The 22,166-nt window shown below is 41.6% G+C and carries 20 protein-coding genes; 13 read left to right on the top strand and 7 right to left on the bottom strand.

All coding sequences use genetic code 11. The features are described 5' to 3' along the window. Nucleotides 1-235: 235 nt before the first annotated feature. Entirely contained in the window at nucleotides 236-2,641 is a 2,406-nt protein-coding gene (locus JWQ54_RS26565) for a glycoside hydrolase family 3 N-terminal domain-containing protein (RefSeq protein WP_299590915.1), read from the bottom strand. Nucleotides 2,642-2,985: 344 nt separating this feature from the next. On the opposite strand from JWQ54_RS26565, the gene JWQ54_RS26560 reads away from it, so the two are divergent. After that, nucleotides 2,986-3,438 (top strand): DUF2147 domain-containing protein, encoded by a 453-nt coding sequence (locus JWQ54_RS26560; RefSeq protein WP_299590914.1) that lies wholly within the window; start codon nucleotides 2,986-2,988, stop codon nucleotides 3,436-3,438. Between the two features lie 161 nt (nucleotides 3,439-3,599). On the opposite strand, the gene JWQ54_RS26555 is transcribed toward JWQ54_RS26560, so the two are convergent. Beyond that, nucleotides 3,600-4,178 (bottom strand): YceI family protein, encoded by a 579-nt coding sequence (locus JWQ54_RS26555; protein WP_299590913.1) that lies wholly within the window; start codon nucleotides 4,176-4,178, stop codon nucleotides 3,600-3,602. 212 nt (nucleotides 4,179-4,390) lie between these two features. Between JWQ54_RS26555 and JWQ54_RS26550 the strand changes: the two genes are divergently transcribed. Further along, the gene (locus JWQ54_RS26550) at nucleotides 4,391-5,392 is read left to right on the top strand and encodes an aldo/keto reductase (RefSeq protein ID WP_299590912.1); all 1,002 of its coding nucleotides are present in this window, start codon (nucleotides 4,391-4,393) and stop codon (nucleotides 5,390-5,392) included. 229 nt (nucleotides 5,393-5,621) lie between these two features. Beyond that, the gene (locus JWQ54_RS26545) at nucleotides 5,622-5,885 is read left to right on the top strand and encodes a hypothetical protein (RefSeq protein ID WP_299590911.1); all 264 of its coding nucleotides are present in this window, start codon (nucleotides 5,622-5,624) and stop codon (nucleotides 5,883-5,885) included. Nucleotides 5,886-6,034: 149 nt separating this feature from the next. On the opposite strand, the gene JWQ54_RS26540 is transcribed toward JWQ54_RS26545, so the two are convergent. Together JWQ54_RS26540 and JWQ54_RS26535 are read right to left on the bottom strand one after the other, a co-directional pair. Continuing rightward, nucleotides 6,035-6,850 (bottom strand): alpha/beta hydrolase, encoded by an 816-nt coding sequence (locus tag JWQ54_RS26540; protein WP_299590910.1) that lies wholly within the window; start codon nucleotides 6,848-6,850, stop codon nucleotides 6,035-6,037. Beyond that, nucleotides 6,847-7,479, bottom strand: coding sequence for a hypothetical protein (locus JWQ54_RS26535; protein ID WP_299590909.1), 633 nt, complete (start codon nucleotides 7,477-7,479; stop codon nucleotides 6,847-6,849). Before JWQ54_RS26535 ends, JWQ54_RS26540 begins: the two co-directional genes overlap by 4 nt. Before the next feature lie 154 nt (nucleotides 7,480-7,633). On the opposite strand from JWQ54_RS26535, the gene JWQ54_RS26530 reads away from it, so the two are divergent. Continuing rightward, a complete protein-coding gene (locus JWQ54_RS26530; RefSeq protein WP_299590908.1) occupies nucleotides 7,634-8,065 on the top strand; it encodes a putative quinol monooxygenase in 432 nt (143 codons plus the stop codon). Between the two features lie 140 nt (nucleotides 8,066-8,205). After that, nucleotides 8,206-9,501: an MFS transporter gene (locus JWQ54_RS26525; protein ID WP_299590907.1), complete on the top strand. Its 1,296-nt coding sequence runs from the start codon at nucleotides 8,206-8,208 to the stop codon at nucleotides 9,499-9,501. Here JWQ54_RS26525 and JWQ54_RS26520 read toward each other — a convergent pair. Further along, nucleotides 9,498-10,169: a basic secretory protein-like protein gene (locus JWQ54_RS26520; protein WP_299590906.1), complete on the bottom strand. Its 672-nt coding sequence runs from the start codon at nucleotides 10,167-10,169 to the stop codon at nucleotides 9,498-9,500. The two genes, JWQ54_RS26525 and JWQ54_RS26520, sit on opposite strands and share 4 nt — an antisense overlap. Before the next feature lie 167 nt (nucleotides 10,170-10,336). On the opposite strand from JWQ54_RS26520, the gene JWQ54_RS26515 reads away from it, so the two are divergent. From JWQ54_RS26515 to JWQ54_RS26495, 5 genes are all read left to right on the top strand, one after another. Next, a complete protein-coding gene (locus JWQ54_RS26515; protein WP_299590905.1) occupies nucleotides 10,337-11,401 on the top strand; it encodes a M20 family metallo-hydrolase in 1,065 nt (354 codons plus the stop codon). A 375-nt stretch (nucleotides 11,402-11,776) separates the two neighbouring features. After that, nucleotides 11,777-13,111 carry an argininosuccinate lyase gene (argH, locus tag JWQ54_RS26510; RefSeq protein ID WP_299590904.1) on the top strand — a complete coding sequence of 445 codons (1,335 nt, stop codon included), beginning with the start codon at nucleotides 11,777-11,779 and terminating at the stop codon, nucleotides 13,109-13,111. Nucleotides 13,112-13,116: 5 nt separating this feature from the next. Next, nucleotides 13,117-13,593 (top strand): HAD domain-containing protein, encoded by a 477-nt coding sequence (locus JWQ54_RS26505; protein WP_299590903.1) that lies wholly within the window; start codon nucleotides 13,117-13,119, stop codon nucleotides 13,591-13,593. Nucleotides 13,594-13,665: 72 nt separating this feature from the next. Then, on the top strand, nucleotides 13,666-13,863 hold the full coding sequence (locus tag JWQ54_RS26500; RefSeq protein ID WP_299590902.1) for a YwbE family protein: 198 nt from the start codon (nucleotides 13,666-13,668) through the stop codon (nucleotides 13,861-13,863). A gap of 94 nt (nucleotides 13,864-13,957) precedes the next feature. Next, on the top strand, nucleotides 13,958-14,647 hold the full coding sequence (locus JWQ54_RS26495; protein WP_299590901.1) for a DUF1345 domain-containing protein: 690 nt from the start codon (nucleotides 13,958-13,960) through the stop codon (nucleotides 14,645-14,647). Nucleotides 14,648-14,712: 65 nt separating this feature from the next. Here the strand turns inward: JWQ54_RS26495 and JWQ54_RS26490 are convergent, their stop codons facing one another. Together JWQ54_RS26490 and JWQ54_RS26485 are read right to left on the bottom strand one after the other, a co-directional pair. After that, entirely contained in the window at nucleotides 14,713-15,630 is a 918-nt protein-coding gene (locus JWQ54_RS26490; RefSeq protein WP_299590900.1) for a DUF72 domain-containing protein, read from the bottom strand. Between the two features lie 198 nt (nucleotides 15,631-15,828). Then, complete coding sequence (locus JWQ54_RS26485; protein ID WP_299590899.1) at nucleotides 15,829-17,451, bottom strand: amidase; 1,623 nt, start codon at nucleotides 17,449-17,451, stop codon at nucleotides 15,829-15,831. Between the two features lie 174 nt (nucleotides 17,452-17,625). On the opposite strand from JWQ54_RS26485, the gene JWQ54_RS26480 reads away from it, so the two are divergent. The 3 genes from JWQ54_RS26480 (at nucleotide 17,626) to JWQ54_RS26470 (ending at nucleotide 22,129) form a co-directional block, all read left to right on the top strand. Next, nucleotides 17,626-19,062 carry an alpha/beta fold hydrolase gene (locus JWQ54_RS26480; protein WP_299590898.1) on the top strand — a complete coding sequence of 479 codons (1,437 nt, stop codon included), beginning with the start codon at nucleotides 17,626-17,628 and terminating at the stop codon, nucleotides 19,060-19,062. Between the two features lie 154 nt (nucleotides 19,063-19,216). Then, the gene (gene bla / locus JWQ54_RS26475; RefSeq protein ID WP_299590897.1) at nucleotides 19,217-20,107 is read left to right on the top strand and encodes a class A beta-lactamase, subclass A2; all 891 of its coding nucleotides are present in this window, start codon (nucleotides 19,217-19,219) and stop codon (nucleotides 20,105-20,107) included. Between the two features lie 171 nt (nucleotides 20,108-20,278). Continuing rightward, nucleotides 20,279-22,129 carry a CocE/NonD family hydrolase gene (locus JWQ54_RS26470; protein WP_299590896.1) on the top strand — a complete coding sequence of 617 codons (1,851 nt, stop codon included), beginning with the start codon at nucleotides 20,279-20,281 and terminating at the stop codon, nucleotides 22,127-22,129. Nucleotides 22,130-22,166: the final 37 nt, after the last annotated feature.

The following is a 22,166-nucleotide window of genomic DNA, read 5'->3' as shown; positions in this document are numbered from 1 at the left end:
GTTTTGCACCTACGGCGAAAAAAATGGGGGTGATTATTTGTTTCTACCGATATTTTGCACCTATGGTGCATGAAAATTGGTTATTGCGCTAACTGATGCCGCTTGCAATTTTTTTGACAATCCGACGCTTTTTATTTTCAAATCTTCAAATCAACCAATCTTCAAATTTCCCCCATTCCGCAATCGGCATTCCGACTTCCGCATTCAATAAATCCGCACATCCAAAATCCTCACATCACTTTATCACCTCAAACTCCGTCTTCAGTTTAATATCCTCAGATGATTGCCCTATCATCACCATAAATTTCCCCGGCTCAACTGTCCAGTTCATGTTTTTATCAAGGATGGCAAGGTCATCAGGGTGCAGAATGAATTTAACGGTTTTCCTTTCGCCGGGATTAAGGCTGATGCGCTCAAAGCCGCGCAAGTCATACTCATAAACGGTAACACTGCTGATCTCCTGTTTTATATAAAGCTGCACCACATCATCGCCTTTGCGCTGACCGGTATTGGTCACATCAACTGTCACAGTTACATCGCCCTGCTGATTTTCTTTTTCCGGCGACACCTGCAAATTATCATAGGCAAACGTGGTATAACTTAAGCCATAACCAAAGGGATATAAAGCGCCGTTAACGCTGGTTTTACCCCAGCTGTTCGCACCGCCCTGTCCGGCTTGTGATCCGGGTTTAAACGGAAAATTAAACTCCAGTTGCCCCGTTGTTTTAGGAAAAGTAATAGAAAGCTTGCCACCGGGATTATTGTCACCAAATAAGGTTTCAGCAATAACTTTCCCGCTTTCAGGACCGGGAAACCATGCTTCTAATATGGCAGGTACGTATTTGTTTTCCCAGTTTATAGTAAGCGGCTGCCCGTTTATCATTACCATAACAACAGGTTTACCGGTAGCTTGCAAAGCCCGGATCAACTTAAGCTGGCGACCGGGCAGGTTTAAGCCAGTGCGCGAAAGGCTTTCGCCCACGCGCTCCACATCCTCGCCAACTACCGCGACCACCACATCAGCTTTTTTAGCTGCTGTAACAGCGGAGTCAATATCTGCCTGTTCCTGTGTAGTTAGCGGCGTTTCAATAATTTCGCTTTCGGGCCAGGTGGCGTCAACTATGTTACAGCCCTTGGTATAGGTAACCTTTGCACCGGTTCCAACATAGTTTTTAATGCCGTCGAGCACATTGGTAACCGGGTTATGCGATGGTCCGTAACGACTGGTAGCATAATTTTTTTCAGCAGCCAGCGGACCGGTTATCAGTATGTTTTTAATATTTGCCTTATTTAACGGTAATAAATTGCCCTGGTTTTTTAATAACACCATAGCCTCACGGTTCATTTGCAAGCCCATAGCCGAAGATGCTTCGCTGTGCACAATTTTATCAGCAGCTTTAGGATCCTTTACATATGGATCATCAAACAAACCAAGCTTAAACTTAACCCGCAGTACATCACCCACGCGGGAATCAAGCGTTTTCATATTGATCTTACCTTCTTTAAAAAGCTCGCGCAGGGGCATTATGTAAGTTTGAGGCATACTGAAATTAGTACGCACATTTAAGCCGGCTTCAAAAGCCTGGCGCACGGCCTCTTTAATATCGCCTGCCACATGATGCTTGCTGTAAAGGTATTCAACAGCTTCACTATCAGACACTACATAGCCGTTAAAGCCAAATTTTTGACGCAGCAGTTCGGTTAAAAAGTAATAGCTGCCGGTAATGGGCTCGCCATTCCAGTCGTTATAGCTGCTCATTACACCCAGCGGGTGCGCTTCCTGGATCACCCGGCGAAAAGGGTAGAGGTAAAGCTGGTACATTTCCCGTGGCGCCACATGCGGATCAGTACGGGCAGCGCCATCACGACCACCTTTTGGCATGCTGTAAACCGCAAAATGCTTTAAGGTTGATGCAACGCCTTCTTCCTGGATACCCAGTGTCATTTGCTTGCCTAATTCTGCAATCAAAAATGGGTTCTCTCCATAAGTTTCAACTACCCGGCCCCAGCGCTGATCGCGGGCTACGTCTAATATAGGTGCATAGATGTTGGTGTAGCCAAGGGCTTTTGCCTCTTTGCCAACGGTTTGCCCGGCCCGGCGCACCAGTTCCTTATCCCAGGTACTGCCAATGGAAATAGGAGCGGGCAGGGAAGTTGCCCTGTCATGATTAAGCCCGTGGATTCCTTCGTTGGTAAAATCAACAGGAATGCCCATCCGGGTTTCTTCAACAAACCATTTTTGAATAGTATTTATAGCCGATGCATGTTTGCTATAAGGAAAAGAGAATTGTGTTGGTGCATCATCAGTTTTTGAGGTTAAGTTATTCAGCTCTTCATCAATATTGGCGATGCCATCCTTCCAAACCTCGTTCTTCCATGATGGTGCCGGCATTTCTTCTTTCAAAACCCGCTTGTAACCGTATAAGGTTGCCAATTGACAGGTTTTTTCTTCAACAGTCATTTGGCTTAGCAGGTCGTCAATCCGTTTATCAATAGTTTTGGATGGATCCTCAAATACATCCATCTTGCCGTTCTTATTAAAATCAACCCAGCCTTTGTGATAAATATTTTTTTCCTGGGCGGATAAGGAAGAGTAGAATAGTAGCAGTGGTAGTAGCAGTAGCAGTAGCAGTTTTTTCATGAGGATAGAATAATTGGTTAGTTCAAATATATAAACTGTGTAGCAAATACATTATTGAGGTGTTGTAAAATGTTTGTGGGAGGTGGGGGAGTCCGAAAGTCAGTAAAGTCCGAAAGTTCGAAAGTTCGAAAGTCAGTAAAGTCCGAAAGTTCGAAAGTCAGTAAAGCAGTCCGGAAGAAGGAGAGCCAATATGAAATTTCCTCAGGCCTCTTTGCAGCGAAGAGAGGGATGGCGAAGCGTCAACCGGGAGTCTGCTCCGCTTTGTATCAATGCCGATGCATTCCGGGTAATTAATAATATTACTGGCATTTACATTGTTTTATATAAATAAACGTAGATATAATATGCCCATCAAACATCTCTATACTTGTTTAGTACTGATCATCTGCACAACTATTGCCTCAAAAGGACAAGCCTTTAAACCTGCTGAAAGGATCTGCGGCAAATGGGAAACGAAAGAAAAAACTTTGAGGATCCAGGTATCTTTGGAAGGAAAGGAGTATAAAGTAAGAATAATATGGTTTAGTGATACGGACGGTAAGCCAATGGATTACTGGACAGACAGACGTAATCCAAACCCGGCGTTACACAGTCGTAAAATACTTGGCATGAGTATTTTACGCAACCTTGAATATCATCCAAACACAAATAGCTGGGAAAACGGAATGATATACGACTCAAAACATGGCAAGGAATGGAACGCTGCAGCTTATATAGATAAAAAGGGACAGCTAAAGGTTAAAGGCTACTGGCACTTTAAATTTATCGGGAGAACGTTGACTTTTGTGAGGATTTGAGTTAGTCCGAAAGTCCGGAAAGTCAGTAAAGTCCGGAAGTGGAGAATGTTTCTATAAAAAAACAGCGCCAGGTTATCCGGCGCTGTTTTATCATCAACTAATTGATTGAGGCCACATTAATTTAATCAACAACAATTCACTCAATCAACCTAATCAACTAATTAATTAGCTTTTGCAAATTCGCCGTTTGCTTTAATAGCCACTTCGTCGCTCAGCATTGGCGAACCAAATTTGCTTCCAAATCCAAAGTCAGAACGTTTGATGGTACCGGTAACCTGGAAACCTGCATCATCAGCTTTACTCATTGGATTGGTGATAGTGCCACGGTACCAAAGATCAAGGCTAACTGGTTTTGTTACACCGTGTAAAGTAAGGTTACCATTTAATTTATAATGATTTGCAGCAGCACCTTTGCTGATACCTGTGCTTGTAAAAGTAAGGGCCGGGAAAGTTGCAGCATCAAAAAAATCAGCTGATTTAAGGTGCCCGTCACGCTGATCATTTGCAGTAGTAATAGAAGTCGTGTTAGCTGTCATAGTGAATTTAGCATCGCTAAAGTCAGGTTTTGCTGCTGCAACAGTAGCAGAAAAATCTTTGAATTCTCCGTCAACATCAGAAACTGCCAAGTGGGTAATAGTAAACTGCAAACGTGAATGCATTTTGTCTGAATTCCACGTCGTTTGTGCAAATGCCGCTGTATTTAATAAGGCAGCTGCGATTAAAATAATTGTTTTTTTCATGATCGTTTTTTATCTTTTTTGAGATTTAAATTTCTTTGTCACAAATGTAATACAAAGAATTTCGCATTCCGCCCAAAAAAGATGTTTAAACATCTTTTTTACAATTTGGTGATTTGAGTAGTGTGTGTTTGCCATGAAAGTGCAATATAATTACTCCATGGCGCATATTGTTAGCATACAAACGTTTCTTATTTTTGTAAAAACATCCTATTATGAAATTTAGAGAACTTGGAAAAACCGGCGAAAAATTATCAGCCCTGGGTTTAGGCTGCATGGGCATGAACCATGGTTACGGAACTTTTAATGATGAGGAATCGATTGCTACCTTAAACCTGGCGCTTGATTTGGGCATAAACTTTTGGGATACTGCCGATATGTATGCCAATGGTAAAAATGAAGAGTTAGTATCAAAAGTGCTTTCTTCAAATCGAAGCAAAATATTTATAGCCACTAAATTCGGTTTCAGGCAAAAAGAAGATAATAGCGCGTTTACCGGAATGGCGGCATATTATCTTGACGGCTCACCCGCTTATCTAAAAACAGCTGTTGAACAAAGTCTTAAAAGGTTAAAGATTGATACAATTGATCTTTATTACGCACACCGTATTGATCCTAATGTGCCTGTTGAAGAGATGGTAGGCGCAATGGCAGAGCTTGTAAAAGAAGGAAAGGTGCGTTACCTTGGTTTGTCCGAAGCCTCTGCGGCATCATTACGCCGGGCACATGCGGTGCATCCAATTGCCGCGTTGCAAAGCGAATACTCTTTATTAACGCGCGACGTGGAGGCTGAAATTCTACCTGTATGCCGCGAACTTGGTATCTCGCTGGTGCCATTCAGTCCGCTTTCACGTGGCCTGATAACCAATACGTTAAATGTTGATGAACTCGGCAGTAATGACTTCCGCAAAACATTGCCCCGCTTTAGCGATGATAATAAAGATAACAACCAGCAACTGGCAGGTGCCTTTGCCGAGCTGGCTGCACAAAAAAATTGCACACCCGCGCAATTAGCTATAGCATGGGTATTGGCACAGGGTGAGGATATTATTCCTATCCCCGGCACTAAAAAAACAAAATACCTGCGCGAGAATGCAGCTTCTGTTGATATAGCGCTATCAGCCGCTGATTTACAGGATATTCAAAACATACTCAATAAATATCCAAATACAGGCTCGCGTTACAGTGAGGTTTCAGCTAAGCTGGTGGATAATTAAAAATAAGATGCGTCATGCCGATTTATTTCGGTATTTCACAGGGCACTCCCGCAGGCATGGAGTAAACCTGGCATGTGGGGTGCTGAAATAAGCAGCATGACGTTTTTGACAAATACCGTTAAATAACGGTACCCCTCCCCGTTAAAACACCCTCTTAAATTGGGTTAAAATACCCCCTGTAATTATTTGTATCACATGGTTTTAGCAGTTACATTTGTTGTACTAAACCATGACAGCAATAGAAGTAATAATAAAAGAACAGACTTATAGGATTATCCGCAACGGCGCCGATAATTATACGTTTAGCGTATTTAACTATGCAACCTGTCACATAATAACAAAAAACGATTTTGGAATATGGAAACGCGTTCGGCACCTGTTCGGCACCGAAATCATTCCGATTGACGAGATAGGCGATATCATCGACAAGGAATATACCCCCTGGCCTATGCTTGATGTACAGCTATCACTTAGAAAAAGGATGGGAAATTAGCCTTAAAAATAAATTGCCTATAAATAACCCGCTCCGGTGAGAGGGAGGGGACTTTATATATATGTTGAGTGTTAGCCCCTTTCCAAAAGAGAGGGGTTACTTTGTAAAGTAAATTCTATACAACTCAGCTTGCACGCCGTTTCAAAGCGTCAAAAAGAGTTTAGCGTAAAAAAATCATCTGCCTTTTTATTAAAATCAGCAGCATGTTCAACCAGGGTGCCATGTCCCGAATTTGGTACTACCCACAGGAATCCTTTTTTTATATTTTGGTAGATTAAATTAGTATGCTCAACGGGGATCAGGTCATGATCACCGCAAATTATCAGTGAGGGGCATTTTATAGCTTTTAAGGCAGACAGTTTTATGTTAGGCTGCAACCAGTCGAGCATGAAAATCTTCCACTCGTTTTTCTGCCTGGCCGTTGTTCTGGGTTTGTTTTTGTCTGAATTGTAATGATCGCGCATGTCCTTCCAGGTAGCGGGGGTTAAAGCTGTCGAGTCGGGCCATAAATTAGCGCCGGTTGATGCAAATTTGATCACTTTATCCGGGTGGCGCATAGCCAGTAATATGGCGTTAATACCGCCATCACTCCAGCCAAGCACATAGCTTTTACTAATATGCATGGTATCTAGCAAGGCGGCAAAATCATCGGCCATCATTTCAAAGCTTAATGAATCCTTGCTGTCGGTTGATTTACCATGGGCGCGGCTATCCACCGCAATAACCTTATACTTTTTAGCAAAATAGGGGATGTTTTTACTAAAGGCCGAAATGCTGCCGCCATTGCCATGGATCATCAGCAGTGGCTTGCCTGTGCCATACACCTCGCAATATATTTTAATACCGCGGATATTGTAATATTTACCTGCGGCTGCATTGTTGCCATAAGGAGCAGGCTTCTGCTGGCTGTAACAAAATGATACCGCAATTTGAAGCAGGAAGGTAAGGATTATTAATTTTTTCATAGGGTGCCATATTTAATGATGAAAATTATTAAAGGGACTGTAATTGCCAATGCTATACCTAAGGGAACCCAGACAGGCTTCAACCTGTAAAGCGTTCCTTTACCTATATACCTGTTCCAGAAAAATGCATTCATGGTATAGCCGCCAATCATCCCTATAAAAATCCCTGCGGCTGTTGGTAAACTTACCGGGTCGGCAAGGGCAATTGTAAATGCCGTATAACCTAATCCAAAAAGTACCACCAACAGCGCTTTAGTCATTTTTTCAACTTTAGCAACATTTATAGCCAGCATTACAGAACCAAATAAGACACTGAAAAGAATTGAGAAAATATAAATGGCACGTTTAGAATAAAATACCTGGGCATCAGGATCTTCCACCTGATTATTACTGTCTGTGTATTTAAATAAGTTAATATTTTCCATTCCGCTTTTAGCAAGCTCCCGGCGGGCCTGCATATCTTCGGCTATTACCGTAAGTTCTTCATCTGAAAATTCAACACCTCTTATTTTTAGCTCATCAACTGCAGCTTCTACAGTTTCGGGTAAATACTTTTCGCGGTTGTTAATACGCTCATGAAGCTCTTCGTCCGATTTCAGTGTCGCACGAAACTTGAAATTCTCATCCATTGTTTAAATTATGACCGGGGGTTTATATGTGCTAAAATAACTAAAATTTTCAAGCATCAGTATTAATTGGAAATCTCCCCGGTTTGAACTTTTACAGCTGGATATGATTATAATGGATATGACTATATTTACTGAGGAAATGTACCCCAATAATATGAACGCATTTAAAACAACTATTAAAATGCAATTAATCTGTAATAGCCGACTGATTTTGATTGTTGCTATAGGTATACTCACGCTTTCTTTTAGTAAAAAAGCTATTGCACAGCAGAAAAATCAAATGGTTAGACTGGCAAAAATTCAAGTCGATCCATTGCAATTAGAAAAATATAACGCCGCACTAAAAGAACAGATGACTACTGCTGTTCGTGTGGAGCCGGGAGTACTAACTTATTACGCTGTTGCCAATAAAAGCGACCCCTCGCACATCACAATACTTGAAATATATGCTGATTCAGCCGCATACAATTTACATATACAAACACCTCATTTTAAGAAGTACAAGGAAACAGTTCAGCACACGGTTAAATCTCTGGAACTGGTGGATGTTAATCTAATTGGTTCTGCAAAGAAACCGGATATGTAGTTTTATGCTTACCCCATCCGGCACATGGTCACCAATTTTTTTCATAAGTATTCTGTGGAGATATAGTCCTTAAATAAAAAATTATAGATTTATCGGTAAAATATAAATGTTGCTACATCTGTAAGTCTTGTCATAATTTTATGCAAAAAAAAACCACACCGCAAACAACAGGCGAAAGAATCCGCTCCATAATAGGCGGCTCATTAGGTAACCTGGTTGAGTGGTACGATTGGTACGTTTATACTGCCTTTTCCCTGTATTTTTCAGGCGCCTTTTTTCCAAAAGAAAATCAAACGGTTCAGTTATTAAATACAGCCGGCATTTTTGCTATCGGTTTTTTAATGCGGCCAATAGGCGGTTGGGTAATGGGCACCTTTGCAGATAGAAAAGGCCGTAAAGCCGCACTTACCTTCTCAGTTTTATTAATGAGTGTTGGTTCGCTTATTATCGCCATTACCCCCGGCTACAAGCAAATTGGTGTTGCAGCACCGTTGTTATTGGTTTTGGCGCGAATTATACAAGGCTTGAGTGTTGGCGGCGAGTATGGTACCAGTGCTACTTACCTTAGCGAAATGGCCACCAAAAAACACCGTGGCTTTTATTCAAGCTTTCAGTATGTAACCCTTATAATGGGCCAGCTTTTGGCTCTGGGTGTACTGGTTTTACTGCAGCAGGCTTTTTTAACTGATAAAGAACTGCACCAGTGGGGTTGGCGCATCCCTTTTGGTATTGGGGCGGTATTAGCAATAACGGTAATGTATTTAAGGCGCACCCTGCAGGAATCGGTTAATATTGATGAAAAAGACAGCAAAGCGCAATCAAACCGGGGCACAATAAAAGCATTGGCCGAACACCCAAAAGCTGTTTTAACTGTAATAGGATTAACAGTTGGCGGCACGGTTGCTTTTTATACGTTTACAACTTATATGCAAAAGTTTTTAGTAAACACTTCCAGCTTTTCTAAAAACAGTGCTACACTTATATCCACGCTTACCCTGGTTGGCTTTATGCTGCTGCAGCCGGTTTTCGGGTTGTTGTCTGACAAAATTGGCCGCAAACCTTTGTTAATAAGCTTTGGCATACTTGGCACATTAACAACCGTACCCATCCTTTTGGCCTTAAGTCAAACTAAGGACGTTTGGATGGGGTTTGCCCTCATTATGTGTGCGCTTATTATTGTAAGCGGCTACACCTCGATCAATGCTGTAGTAAAGGCCGAGCTTTTCCCGGCTAATGTTAGAGCATTGGGTGTTGGTTTCCCTTATGCCATAGCTGTATCTTTATTTGGCGGAACGGCAGAATATATTGCGTTATGGTTTAAAAACGACGGTCACCAGGAATGGTTTTACTGGTATGTTACCATCTGTATAGCCTTGTCGCTGATATTATATGTTACTATGAACGATACCCGCAAACATTCAAAAATTGAGGATTAAACAGCCGGGTCTTCTGTATAAGCCTTCCAAAGCTCATCAACCGTTTTACCGGTTTGCTGCTTCCATGAGTTGTCGGTGTAAGTATGTTTTCTCATTTGGCTGTCAAGCTCTTTTACAATCCCTGGTTTAACTTTCGCTTCTATCCAAACTAAAAAACGGGCAGTAATACGATAGGCGTTATCATAGTTTTGGGTTGATTTATAGTCGGGTAAACTCCACTTTGCCGCCACATTATTTACACCGAATTTGTTACGTGCGTAATCGGCAATACCTTCAGTTAACCATCCCGGCCCAACACTTTCACCATAGTCCTGAACAATGTGCATTACTTCATGAGTAACCACATCAATATCTTCAGGGCGTTTGTGCAACCAGCTTGAAGCTATGGTAACCTTACCATCGGCTGTGGCTGCTACGCCTTTGTAGTTGGTATCAACAACCATCTTAACATCCTTTAGTGTATTGGGGTTATATTCTTTCGCCAGCTCAGGATAAACTATATAGAATGTTTTTGCCAATCTTGTCAGCTCAGTTGTGTCAAGCGTAGCATCATAGTTAGTAAGGGTTAGTTTATAGCCATTTTTATTGTAAACTTTGGTAGTTTGGGCATTTGCAGCAGCAATAAAGCATAATAAAAAGACGCCTGGAAAGAATATATTTTTCATCATCTGTTTTCGTTTTTCGGCTGCAATAATAGGGATTTATAAATACGGAAATGTATTGCTGACATGTAAAAATATGATGACTGAAAACTGACTGTGCAAGATTCCAACTTTTAAACGTTTCATCCTTTCAACAATCTTCCCCAAAAACATTAATTTTGCAGCGAAATTTTATGACTGATACAAAAACATTATATCAACAAGCAGTTAGCCTGCTGCAGCAGCTTATAGCTATACCTTCCTTCAGTAAAGAAGAAAAACTTACTGCCGATCTGATAGAGAAATTTTTGCAGGACAAAGATGTCAAAACCCATCGTAAGCTAAACAACATCTGGGCGTACAACCGATATTTTGATGCGGCAAAGCCAACCATCCTGCTTAATTCACACCACGATACGGTAAAGCCTAATTCAGGTTATACCCGCGATCCTTACGATGCTAAAATTGAGGATGGTAAGCTTTATGGTCTTGGCAGTAATGATGCGGGGGGATGCCTGGTATCACTGATCAATGTTTTCCTGTATTTTTATGAGCGGGAAAACCTTAAATATAACTTTTGCCTGGCAACAACCGCCGAAGAAGAGATCTCCGGCGTTAATGGTTTGGAATTGATCATCCCTGAACTCGGTCAGCTGGATTTTGGCATAGTTGGCGAGCCTACCCTGATGCAGCTGGCTATTGCCGAGCGCGGACTGATGGTGCTGGATTGTGTGGCGCACGGCAAAGCAGGCCATGCCGCCCGCGAAGAAGGGGATAACGCCATTTACAAAGCGTTAACCGATATTGAATGGTTCCGCACCTTCCGTTTCCAGAATGAGTCAGAAGTTTTTGGGCCGATAAAAATGTCGGTTACCATAATTAATGCGGGATCACAACATAATGTGGTACCGGCAAGCTGTACTTTTACGGTTGATGTTAGGGTTACGGATGCTTACCGTAACGAGGAAGTGCTGGAGATCATCCGTCAGCATGTTAGCTGTGACGTAACCCCGCGTTCTATCCGCCTTAAGCCATCAAAAATTGATAAAGAACATCCGATAGTGCAGGCAGGGATAGCATTGGGCAGAACCACCTATGGCTCACCAACAACATCTGATCAGTCGTTGTTGGATATTCCTTCGTTAAAGGTTGGTCCCGGCGATTCGGCACGGTCGCATACAGCTGATGAGTTTGTGTATGTGGACGAGATAAGAGAAGGGATTGAGTTGTATATTAAGATGCTGGAAAGCATCTGTTAGAATAATTTATGGCCCTTGTTGGTGTTGTCACCAACAAGTTGGATTAAGTTTGTTTATTGCAGATAACCACCAAGCGGGTTGCACAGTTACAAAACACATAACATCACACAATTTGTTGGTGATAACACCAACAAAGGCTGAACATTGAATAAATATATACCATATTAGCATATTAAGTATATTTAGCCCTTGTTGGTGTTGTCACCAACAAGTTGGATTAAGTTTGTGTATTGCAAATAACCGCCAGGCAGGTTGTACAAATATAAAGCACATAGCATCATGTGATTTGTTGGTGACAACACCAACAAAGGCAGGCAATCTTTTAATCCTATAGTTCAAAAACAGAGCAATAACATCGAATACAATATTTACACCATGAGCAAAATCTGGCAAAAGTCCATTACCGTAAATGAACTCGTAGAAAACTTCACCGTAGGTCGCGATCGTGAGTTCGACCTCCAAATGGCTGCCTTTGATGTGCTCGGTTCACTGGCACACACCCAAATGCTGGAAAGCATCGGGCTGATGAGCGCCGATGATCTGCACCTGGTACAAAAGGAACTTAAAAATATTTATAAAGATATTGCAAGCGGCGATTTTACTATTCAGCCTGAAGTTGAAGATGTACATTCGCAGGTTGAAATGCTGCTTACTCAGCGCATTGGCGATGCCGGTAAAAAGATCCACAGTGGCCGCTCACGAAACGACCAGGTTCTGGTTGACCTTAAGCTGTATTTCAGGCACGAGCTTCAGCAGGTTGTGGAAGAAACCACAACGCTGTTCCGCCAACTGATTGAGCTAAGCGAAGAGCATAAAGATGTTTTATTGCCAGGCTACACCCATTTACAGGTGGCCATGCCATCATCATTTGGCCTATGGTTCGGCGCTTATGCCGAAAGTTTAGCTGATGACCTTGAACTGGTTTTGGCTGCGTACAAGATCACCAACAAAAATCCATTAGGCTCAGCAGCCGGTTATGGCTCATCTTTTCCGCTAAATCGTACGTTAACCACAAATCTTTTAGGTTTTGACAGCTTGAATTATAACGTTGTTTATGCGCAGATGGGTCGTGGTAAAACGGAAAGGATAATTGCACAGGCCTTATCATCCATAGCCGCCACATTGGCTAAAATGGCGATGGATCAGGCTTTGTATTTAAGTCAGAATTTTGCCTTTGTAAGTTATCCGGATACGCTGACAACCGGCAGCAGCATTATGCCGCATAAAAAGAATCCCGATGTTTGGGAAATTATGCGCGGCAAGTGCAACCGCCTGCAGGCCCTGCCAAATGATGTGGCTATGATGACAACCAATCTGCCATCAGGCTATCATCGCGAGTTGCAGCTGCTTAAAGAACTCTTGTTCCCTGCATTTGCCGATTTGAAGAACTGCCTGCATATGGCAACCTTCATGCTGCAGAATATCACCGTTAATAAAGACATCCTGAATGATCCTAAGTATGCTTATCTTTTTAGTGTAGAAGAAGTAAACAGAATGGTGCTGAATGGCACCCCATTCCGCGATGCTTATAAACAAGTTGGCCTGGCTATTGAAAAAGGTGATTTTAGCCCCAATAAACAGGTAAATCATACCCATGAAGGAAGCATTGGCAATTTAATGAATGAGGAGATAACAGCATCATTTGATAAGCTGATTGGGAGTTTTGACTTTGGGAAGGTGGAGAAGGCGATAAAAGAGCTTGTTAGTTAATTATAATGACTATTCTACTTGATATCGATGGTGTTTTAGTCATCAGTCCGCCATGGAAAAAAGTTGAAATAGGTCAGGATGGTTTTATGCTTTTTAATAAATCGTCAGCAGAAAATCTTTCCGCCATATTACTTGAAACCAATGCTTCTGTAGTTTTAACAACCACCCACAGAATTAGTCATACCATTGAAAAATGGCTGGAAATTTTTAAGGCAAGAGGAATAAATATTGATGTCCTGTCAAAAATTAATAATGTAGGATCTATAGCAGAAATGCGGGATAGAGGATCGGAAATAAAAGAATGGGTAGATATTAATGGCCTGGAGCAAAACTATGTTATTATAGATGATGATTCATCATTGAATAATTTGCCATCTTATATCAAAAATAAATGGGTGGTCACCAAGCCATTTGTTGGTATTGATGAAGAAGTAAAACAAAAGACTCTTAACATTTTGTTAAAAAAGAATAAGGGACTGTAATTTACAAACTATAAATTAGCTAACTATTTCTTCCGGACTTTCGGTCTTTCCCGACTTTCGGACTTAAAAACCATGAACGGACAAAACAGAAGCGATATTTATCCCGGTCTTGAAGTCGATATCATCCTTAAAAAAGATCAGCGGTCGGGCAAAAGAACAAGAGGATTTGTTAAGGACCTGCTTACAAGTTCTGCCTATCATTCCCGCGGTATAAAAGTGAGGTTGGAAGACGGGCAGGTAGGACGGGTGATTGAAATCGTAGAAGATTAATATCTTCCATAAAACTTTATATCTTAGAGTTTTATTTTAACAACATTCCAGACTTTCGGTCTTTCCCGATTTTCCGGATTTCCTACACACCCCTATGGCAAAAACATTAAAAGCTGATAAACGCATATTTTTTCGTTTAGACGCGCATTACCGCTTACTTATTTCTTTAATGGTAAGTGCAATAGTTTTTTTTTGTATTCGCAGCAATTCAACAACGCCATCAATAATATTACTTACCTGGATAGGCTGTGCGGTTACCGTAATTGCTTTGGATTGGGTAATTATACTTTCTTCACATCCGCGCGAGGTGCGAAAAATAGCCAAACTACAAGATTCAAGCCGCACCTTCCTGTTTTTGTTTATTATGGCGGCTTCAGTAGCAAGTTTGGGTGCCATATTGTTTTTATTAAAAGCAACCAAAGGGCTCCCGGATGCTGATAAAATAGGGCATATATTTCTTGCTATTACGGCCGTACTTATTTCATGGTGGCTTCTGCACACTATATTCGCACTGAGGTATGCACATTTGTATTATAGTACGGGCATTGATAAAGATGATCCAAAGTCAACAGGTGGATTGGATTTTCCCGGTAAAGAAGATCCGGATTATATGGACTTTGTTTATTTTTCTTTTGTCATCGGTATGACTTTCCAGGTATCTGATGTAGTGATAACGTCACGCCGCGTTCGGCGCATAGCTCTTACGCATGCCTTACTCTCTTTTGCATTTAACACCACAATTGTTGCGTTAAGCATTAATGTAATTTCAGGGCTGGTATCATAGTAAACAAGATTCAGTGATTTGAAATTTAATAAAATCACGATAATCCCTAAAATCTTTCAATCGTGTTAATTAAACAACCCTTTATCCCTATCAATAAAGGTTGGTCTCAAGAGGTTCAGACCCAATTTCTTATTAAGCTGTTCCACCACATAGTCAGCTAACTCCGGCGAATACCGCTCATCGTGCTGGTGCATAAAAAACCAAACCGACTGTAAACCCATCTGCTGCCATTGTTTAATGCGCTCGATCCATTCATCAACCCTGGTATAATCAGTGGTATGAAGGCTGTTGCCCACAAAGCGGATAAACGCATGCGGTGTAGGCAGTTCCATATGTACAACATCCCTGCGGCCCGATGCATCTGTTATTACCGCGCCAATTTGCAACTCGTGCAGCAGGTTAAATATAGCGTCGCGGTTTTCAGCATTGGCAAACCATTCCTTATGACGCAGCTCTAAAAACACCGGCACATCTTTTGGTAATTGCTCAAGATACGCCTTTAAATCAAGCAGGCTTTTAGGCGTAAAGTTGTCACCCACCTGCAAAAACAGCGGGCCAAGCTTATCGCCAAAGGCCATAATGCCTTCATAGTATTTGGTGGTGATCTCCTCAGCATTTTTTAACCGGCGGATATGGCTGATGCTTTGCGAAAATTTAGGGCAAAATTTAAAACCGGGATTAACATTTGCCTTTTCTTTCCACTTGACAATGGTTTCGGGCGGGTAAACATTGTAAAATGTGGCATTAAGCTCAATACAGTCAAAGTGCTTTACATACTCATCCAAAAAGTTTGCGTCTTTTGTTTTGGGCGGATATATTTTGCCGACCCATTCCTTACGGCCCCATTTGGCACATCCTACATGAACTTGCAAAGGCTGACCATTTTTGGCTGCCTGCAGTGTTTTTATAGTTAATTCAGGATCAGGCGGAAGTGTAAAATCTACTTCATTTAATTCCTGGGGTGTTACACGGCCAAATTCCATTTAGTTTATAGTTAATGGTTGATAGTTCATAGCCGGAAGCGATTGTTTTATCTTTCGGACTTCCGACTTTTCGCAGGGCTAAAAATAGTAATTAGTTAGTTAGCTTGCGCGAGTTGATTATGCCGAACGGTTAAATATTTATTAGCAGCTTTCTGTTTAACTCAATCAACTTAATCTAACCCAATCCAACTCAATCAACTACCCAACAATATCCTTAAAAAGCGGCGCTACTCTTTTCTTCGATGCCTGCTCATAAGCATAGCCGAGTGTAATTATATCAGCCTCTTTATAAGCGGTGCTAATAAAAGAGATGCCAACAGGCAACCCATAAGCGTAACCCATTGGAACTGTAATATGCGGATATCCCGCCATGGCAGCCGGGCCTGAAAACGAGAAGCCGTTATCATAATCGCCATTAACCAGGTCGATGCAAACGGCAAAGCCATTGGTTGGCGCAACTATGGCATCAAGCTTGTTTTCTTTTAGCAGGGTATCAATGGCATTACGGGTAATGCCGCTTGTTTTCTGAACGGCATCCATATATTCTTTTTCATCCAGTCCGCCTTTTTTATCTGCCAGCTCAAGGGTTTCCTGTTTAAAAAACGGCATCGCTTTGGCTTCGTTCTTTTTATTAAAAGCTATTACATCAGCCAGTGATTTTACTTTTGAATTGGCCTCGCTTAAATATTTGTTTAATCCGTCTTTAAACTCATACAGCAATACAGTAAATCCATTTTTGCCCGCTTCTTTTATTTTTTTGTATAGCTCAACTTCAACAATGGTAGCTCCCTTACTTTTTAAAGTATCAATAGCCTGCTGAAATATAGCATCCATTGCTGGGTTAACTTTCAGCCCGTCCTTTTCAATACCGATGCGCTTGCCTTTTAGCCCATCGGCATCTAAAAACTTAGTATAGTCGGGTTCAATTTTACCCTTGCTGGTTAATGTGTAAATATCCTGCGGATCATCACCGGCTAATGCGCCCAATAAAATGGCCGCATCCCTTACCGTACGCGCCATTGGCCCGGCGGTATCTTGTGTTTTTGAGATTGGGATAATGCCTGATCGGCTCCATAAACCTACAGTAGGTTTAATGCCAACAAGGCCGTTTACCGATGATGGCGAAACAATAGAGCCGTCGGTTTCGGTCCCTATAGCTATGGCGCATAAATTAGCCGATACCGCTGAACCCGATCCGGCACTTGATCCGCTTGGGTTTCTATCCAAAATATATGGGCACTTGGTTTGCCCGCCCCGGCTGCTCCATCCACTGGTAGAGTGAGTGCTTCTGAAATTGGCCCACTCGCTTAAATTGGTTTTACCCAGTATTACGGCACCTGCCTGCCTTAATTTATGTACTATAAATGCGTCCTGTTTGGCATAATTATCCGCTATAGCGAGGGCCCCGGCAGTGGTACGCATATTGTCGCCGGTATTGATGTTATCTTTTATTAAAACCGGGATCCCATGCAAAGGCCCGCGCACCTTCCCGGCTCCACGTTCCTTATCCATTGCGTCTGCCATGTTTAACGCATCCTTATTTATTTCGATAACCGCATTAAGCTTTGGTCCATTTTTATCAATATCATCTATCCGCTTTAAATACATTTCGGTTATGGAGCGCGAAGTATATTCCTTGTTTTTCATCTTTTGCTGTAAAACATCAATGGTTACCTCGTTTAAAACAAAATCACCAGCTTTTTCTTTACCTGCATCGTCTTTATCCTTTTTAGAGGAAAATAAATTGCATGAGGTTGCAGCCAGTGTAGTTAATGTTAAACCGGCCAATGAGCTGGTTTTAAGGAAATTTCTTCTTTGCATGATAGTAGTTTGATTGATAGTTACAAGTAACGAAATTTTGGAGAATTATTGAGCAAGTAACAAAAAAATCATTTAAGTCATATTACTGCACTTAAGCAGTAGCAATATACTGTCAAGCTAGTATTGGTGCCAATTATTTATACCTTTATTTAAAAAACAGCTACTTAAAAACCAATGAAAAAATTATTGATCTGTGTTTTCACTCTTTGCACCATCTGTCAGTTAAAAGCCCAGGATTTAACCGGCAGCTGGCAAGGTTCAATACCAGTTGGAAGTGTAAGCCTTCGTTTGGTTTTTAATATTGATAGAAATAATGATGGTGCCTATAGATCCACCCTTGATAGCCCGGATCAAAAGGCATTTGGGATAGCCTGCAGCAAAACTACAGTTGTGAAGGACAGCCTTTTTGTTGAAATAGCAGTTATAGGTGGCAGTTACAAAGGTTTATGGGATGGAAAGGATGGTATTATCGGCACTTACGCACAGGGAGGAGGTAAAACAACGTTAAACCTAAAACATATTACTGCCGCTGAAAAGGCTGATCTATCAAAAGAACCCGTAAGATCACAAACCCCTAAGCCGCCGTTTGGTTATGTTAGCGAGGATGTGGAATATGATAATGCCGATAAAAGCCTGCATTATGGTGCATCTTTTACCAGGCCAAACGGGAGCGGGAAATATCCGGCTGTAATTATAATCAGCGGCAGCGGAACACAGGATAGGAACGGAACCATCTTTGGACATAAATTATATTGGGTGCTTGCCGACTATTTAACCAAAAACGGAATCGCTGTTTTACGGGTTGATGATAGGGGAGCAGGTAAAAGTTCATTGGGAAATAATATTAAGGATGTAACCAGCCTTGATTTTTCGTATGATGTGGAAGCCAGTCTTAATTACCTTGAAACAAGAGCTGACGTTAATATAAAACACATAGGCCTTATTGGGCATAGCGAAGGCGGCATAATTGCACCAATGGTTGCCGCCCGGCGCAAAGATGTTAGCTTTATAGTACTGTGGGGTGGACCCGCAGTTGGAGGGGCCGTGACAATTACAGAGCAATACGCATATGCTTTCAAGAGCGGTGGACTTGATACTGTTGCAATTAACGCGTTTAAACAATTGCATCTTGGAATACTGAAGCTTTTTGCATCGTCACCCAATGTTGATAGTTTGGATAAACAAATCACCCCGGTATTTGAAAATTGGAAAAAAGCACAAACTCCAAAAACGCTTGATGAGTTACATGCCAAAGACGTGGATATAAAGGATGTATATAAACAGTACAACAGTTTGTATAATATACCATGGATGCGCTTTTTTATTGCTTACGATCCTGAAAATGACCTGAGCAAGGTTAAATGCAGTTTATTGGCTATTAACGGCGAAAAAGATACGCAGGTAGATGCCGCCAGTAATTTAAGTTTGATAAAAAAGATCTTAACCAAAAACGGTAACAAAGATTTTGAAGTAAAGGCCTTACCCGGTTTAAACCACCTATTGCAAACTGCTGCAACAGGCGATCTTTCAGAGTATGAAAAAATTGAAGAAACCATGTCGCCTGTGGCAATGAAGATTATTTCTGACTGGATTAAAATTCATACAAAATAAATGCGTTAATATTGCGTGTGGGGAAAGAGTCAGGATATTAAGAGTCAGGAATCAAGATGAAATGTTTGTTAATTTTGTATTTGTTCAATAGATTTTTGTTGTTATCCTATTTTTTCTGATTCTTGTTTCTTAACTCTTGATTCTATTTTTAAGTATGAAAAAGTTTATCCTGTCAATAAGTTTAACACTGATATTTTTAGTCCCCGTTTTTGTAATGGCCCAGCAAAGTGCGTTGCGCCAGCAAATTAAAGACATCATTAAGCCTGCAAAAGGTATTGTAGGTGTATCCATTTTAGGTTTGGAAAGCCGGGATACCTTATCTGTTAACGGCGATGCCCGCCTGGTGATGCACAGCGTAATGAAATTCCCTATCGCGCTTACTGTTTTACATTGGGTTGATTCAGGGAAGCTTACGTTGAACCAAATGATCCATATTAAAAAGAAGGATCTGCCAAAAACATACAGCCCGCTACGCGATAAATACCCCAAAGGAAATGTGGATGTATCCGTTAGCGATCTGTTAAGCTACATGGTGTCATTAAGTGATAATGATGCCTGCGATATTTTATTAAAGGTAATTGACGGGCCAAAAACCGTACAGGACTATATGCTGCGGCTGGGCATAAGAGGCATTGCTGTAAGGGCCACAGAAGCCGATATGGCGTCATCATGGGAACTGCAATATACCAACTGGTGCAAGCCTAAAGAAGCTACCTTATTGCTTGATAAATTTTATAAAGGAGAGATCCTCGCAAAACCCAATACCGATTTTCTGTATAAGATCTTAACCGAAACAACAACTGGCCCGCACCGTTTAAAAGGCTTGCTGTCGGCCGCTACTATAGTTGCCCATAAAACCGGTACTTCGCCAACCAATGCCGAAGGCTTATCGCCCGCCACCAATGATGTTGGGATAATTACCTTGCCCAATGGCAAGCACCTGGCTATTTCTGTTTTTGTTTGTAACTCAACCGATGACGAAGCAACCCGCGATGCGGTGATTGCTAAAATTGCAAAAGCAGCATTTGATTTTTATTCAAAATAGCCATCAGAGAGATTTGACAACTCCTTTTGGGAGTTGTCAAATCTTAGCCTATTTATATATCCCACATCGTTTCTATATCCGCACATCCAAAATCCGCACATCATCCCCGCATCGTTTTTCTGTATGCAAATTTTTCCCCATATTTACTGTCTGACCTTTTAACATATTAGCATGAAGAAATTATACTTTCTTATAGTTCTATTTTTTCCGTTTTTCACCTTAGCACAAAATGCAGATTCTACATGGTTTGTGAATAATTACGTCAAAAAAGAAGTAAGCATCCCCGTACGTGATGGCGTTAAGCTTTTTACATCCATTTATCAGCCTAAAGATCAATCAGAGAAACATCCCATCCTTATAACACGCACCCCTTATTCATGTGCACCATATGGTAAAGATTACCGTCAATATTGGCGCAGCTTTATGATGAAATATTGCCGTGAGGGCTATGTTTTAGTTACCCAGGACATCCGCGGCAGGTGGATGAGTGAGGGTAAATTTGAAGTGGTAAGGCCTTTTAATCCGGATAAAAAAACAAATAAAGATATTGACGAGGCAAGCGATACCTACGATACGATCGATTGGCTGGTGAAGAACGTTGAGAATAATAATGGCAACGTAGGCGTAACCGGTATTTCGTTCCCCGGTTTTTTTGCAACCGAGGCTGCGTTAAGCGGTCACCCGGCACTTAAGGCTGTTAGTCCGCAGGCGCCGGTAACCGATCGTTTTTTTGGGGATGATGACCACCATAATGGTGTTTTGTTCCTGATGGATGCATTTGATTTTCATGTAGGTTATGGCTTTAGTCAGCCACATCCGCATCCTTCAACTTTGCCTGCAAAAACCTTTAACATTCCCGGTAACGATAATTACGCTTATTATCTGAAAATGGGTGCATTGCCCAATTTTACCAAAGTAACCGGCGACAGCCTGGAGTTTTGGGACAATATGATGAAGCATCCTAATCTCGATGCCTGGTGGAAGGCGCGTGATACAAGATCAGGCATAAAAAATGTTAAACCCGCAATGCTGGTTGTTGGCGGTCTGTTTGATGCCGAAGACGGCTATGGTGCATGGAACACTTATAAGGCTTTGGTTAAACAAAGCCCTGCTACAAACAGCAAGCTGGTAATTGGCCCCTGGTACCACGGGCAATGGGCCAGTAAAGATGGTACCCATTTAGGCAATATCATGTTTTATAATAACACCGCCGATTGGTATCAAAATAACATTGAGATCCCATGGTTTAATTATTACCTGAAAGGCAAAGGCTCCCTTGACAGCATCAGCAAAGCAAGCGTGTTTTTCTCCGGCGAAAATAAATGGCGGAAATTTAAGGAATGGCCATCAGCAGATATTACCCCAACACCAATCTATCTTGAAAAAGATGGTAAGTTGTCATTTAGTAAAGTTGCCAATACAAAGCCAAGTTTCGATACATACATCAGCGATCCGGCTAAACCGGTACCCTACGCAGACCAGGTACACTTTAACCGCACCCGCGAATACATGACGGATGATCAGCGTTTTGCTGCCCGCCGCACTGATGTGCTTGTTTTTGAAACGGATACTTTAACACAGGATGTTACTTTAGGCGGCCCCTTAGTTGCCGATCTGATGGTAAGCATCTCAAAAACCGATGCTGATTTTGTAGTAAAGCTGATAGACGTCTTACCTGAAGGAGCCCCTAGAAACCCGGTTACCAGGTACCCAATGGGTGGCTACCAGATGCTGGTGCGCGGCGATATCATGCGCGGCAGGTATCGCAACAGTTTTTCAAATCCGGAAGCTTTTGTGCCAGGCAAGCCAACACAGGTAAAGTTTACCATGCCCGATGTTGCGCATACCTTTAAAAAGGGGCACCGCATTATGGTACAGGTACAAAGCAGCTGGTTCCCCTTAGCAGATCGTAATCCGCAGCAATTTGTAGATATTTACCATGCAAAGGACTCAGACTTTGTTAAGGAAACTATCAATATTTATCATGATCAGTCTAAATTAATTTTACCTGTTTTAAAGTAGAAACGTAAGACTTAGGTTTTCAAAACTAAGTCTGTTA

The organism is Mucilaginibacter sp., assembly GCF_028288225.1.
In the GTDB taxonomy this organism is placed as follows: Bacteria; Bacteroidota; Bacteroidia; order Sphingobacteriales; family Sphingobacteriaceae; genus Mucilaginibacter.
The sequence above is the reverse complement of the archived record's forward strand: the minus strand, read 5'-3'. Positions and strand labels throughout refer to the sequence as shown.

Coding starts and splice junctions, on each gene's coding strand:
- JWQ54_RS26565 (WP_299590915.1), bottom strand. CDS start 2,641: ATGAAAAAACTGCTACTGCTACTGCTACTACCACTGCTACTATTCTAC.
- JWQ54_RS26560 (WP_299590914.1), top strand. CDS start 2,986: ATGCCCATCAAACATCTCTATACTTGTTTAGTACTGATCATCTGCACA.
- JWQ54_RS26555 (WP_299590913.1), bottom strand. CDS start 4,178: ATGAAAAAAACAATTATTTTAATCGCAGCTGCCTTATTAAATACAGCG.
- JWQ54_RS26550 (WP_299590912.1), top strand. CDS start 4,391: ATGAAATTTAGAGAACTTGGAAAAACCGGCGAAAAATTATCAGCCCTG.
- JWQ54_RS26545 (WP_299590911.1), top strand. CDS start 5,622: ATGACAGCAATAGAAGTAATAATAAAAGAACAGACTTATAGGATTATC.
- JWQ54_RS26540 (WP_299590910.1), bottom strand. CDS start 6,850: ATGAAAAAATTAATAATCCTTACCTTCCTGCTTCAAATTGCGGTATCA.
- JWQ54_RS26535 (WP_299590909.1), bottom strand. CDS start 7,479: ATGGATGAGAATTTCAAGTTTCGTGCGACACTGAAATCGGACGAAGAG.
- JWQ54_RS26530 (WP_299590908.1), top strand. CDS start 7,634: ATGAACGCATTTAAAACAACTATTAAAATGCAATTAATCTGTAATAGC.
- JWQ54_RS26525 (WP_299590907.1), top strand. CDS start 8,206: ATGCAAAAAAAAACCACACCGCAAACAACAGGCGAAAGAATCCGCTCC.
- JWQ54_RS26520 (WP_299590906.1), bottom strand. CDS start 10,169: ATGATGAAAAATATATTCTTTCCAGGCGTCTTTTTATTATGCTTTATT.
- JWQ54_RS26515 (WP_299590905.1), top strand. CDS start 10,337: ATGACTGATACAAAAACATTATATCAACAAGCAGTTAGCCTGCTGCAG.
- argH (WP_299590904.1), top strand. CDS start 11,777: ATGAGCAAAATCTGGCAAAAGTCCATTACCGTAAATGAACTCGTAGAA.
- JWQ54_RS26505 (WP_299590903.1), top strand. CDS start 13,117: ATGACTATTCTACTTGATATCGATGGTGTTTTAGTCATCAGTCCGCCA.
- JWQ54_RS26500 (WP_299590902.1), top strand. CDS start 13,666: ATGAACGGACAAAACAGAAGCGATATTTATCCCGGTCTTGAAGTCGAT.
- JWQ54_RS26495 (WP_299590901.1), top strand. CDS start 13,958: ATGGCAAAAACATTAAAAGCTGATAAACGCATATTTTTTCGTTTAGAC.
- JWQ54_RS26490 (WP_299590900.1), bottom strand. CDS start 15,630: ATGGAATTTGGCCGTGTAACACCCCAGGAATTAAATGAAGTAGATTTT.
- JWQ54_RS26485 (WP_299590899.1), bottom strand. CDS start 17,451: ATGCAAAGAAGAAATTTCCTTAAAACCAGCTCATTGGCCGGTTTAACA.
- JWQ54_RS26480 (WP_299590898.1), top strand. CDS start 17,626: ATGAAAAAATTATTGATCTGTGTTTTCACTCTTTGCACCATCTGTCAG.
- bla (WP_299590897.1), top strand. CDS start 19,217: ATGAAAAAGTTTATCCTGTCAATAAGTTTAACACTGATATTTTTAGTC.
- JWQ54_RS26470 (WP_299590896.1), top strand. CDS start 20,279: ATGAAGAAATTATACTTTCTTATAGTTCTATTTTTTCCGTTTTTCACC.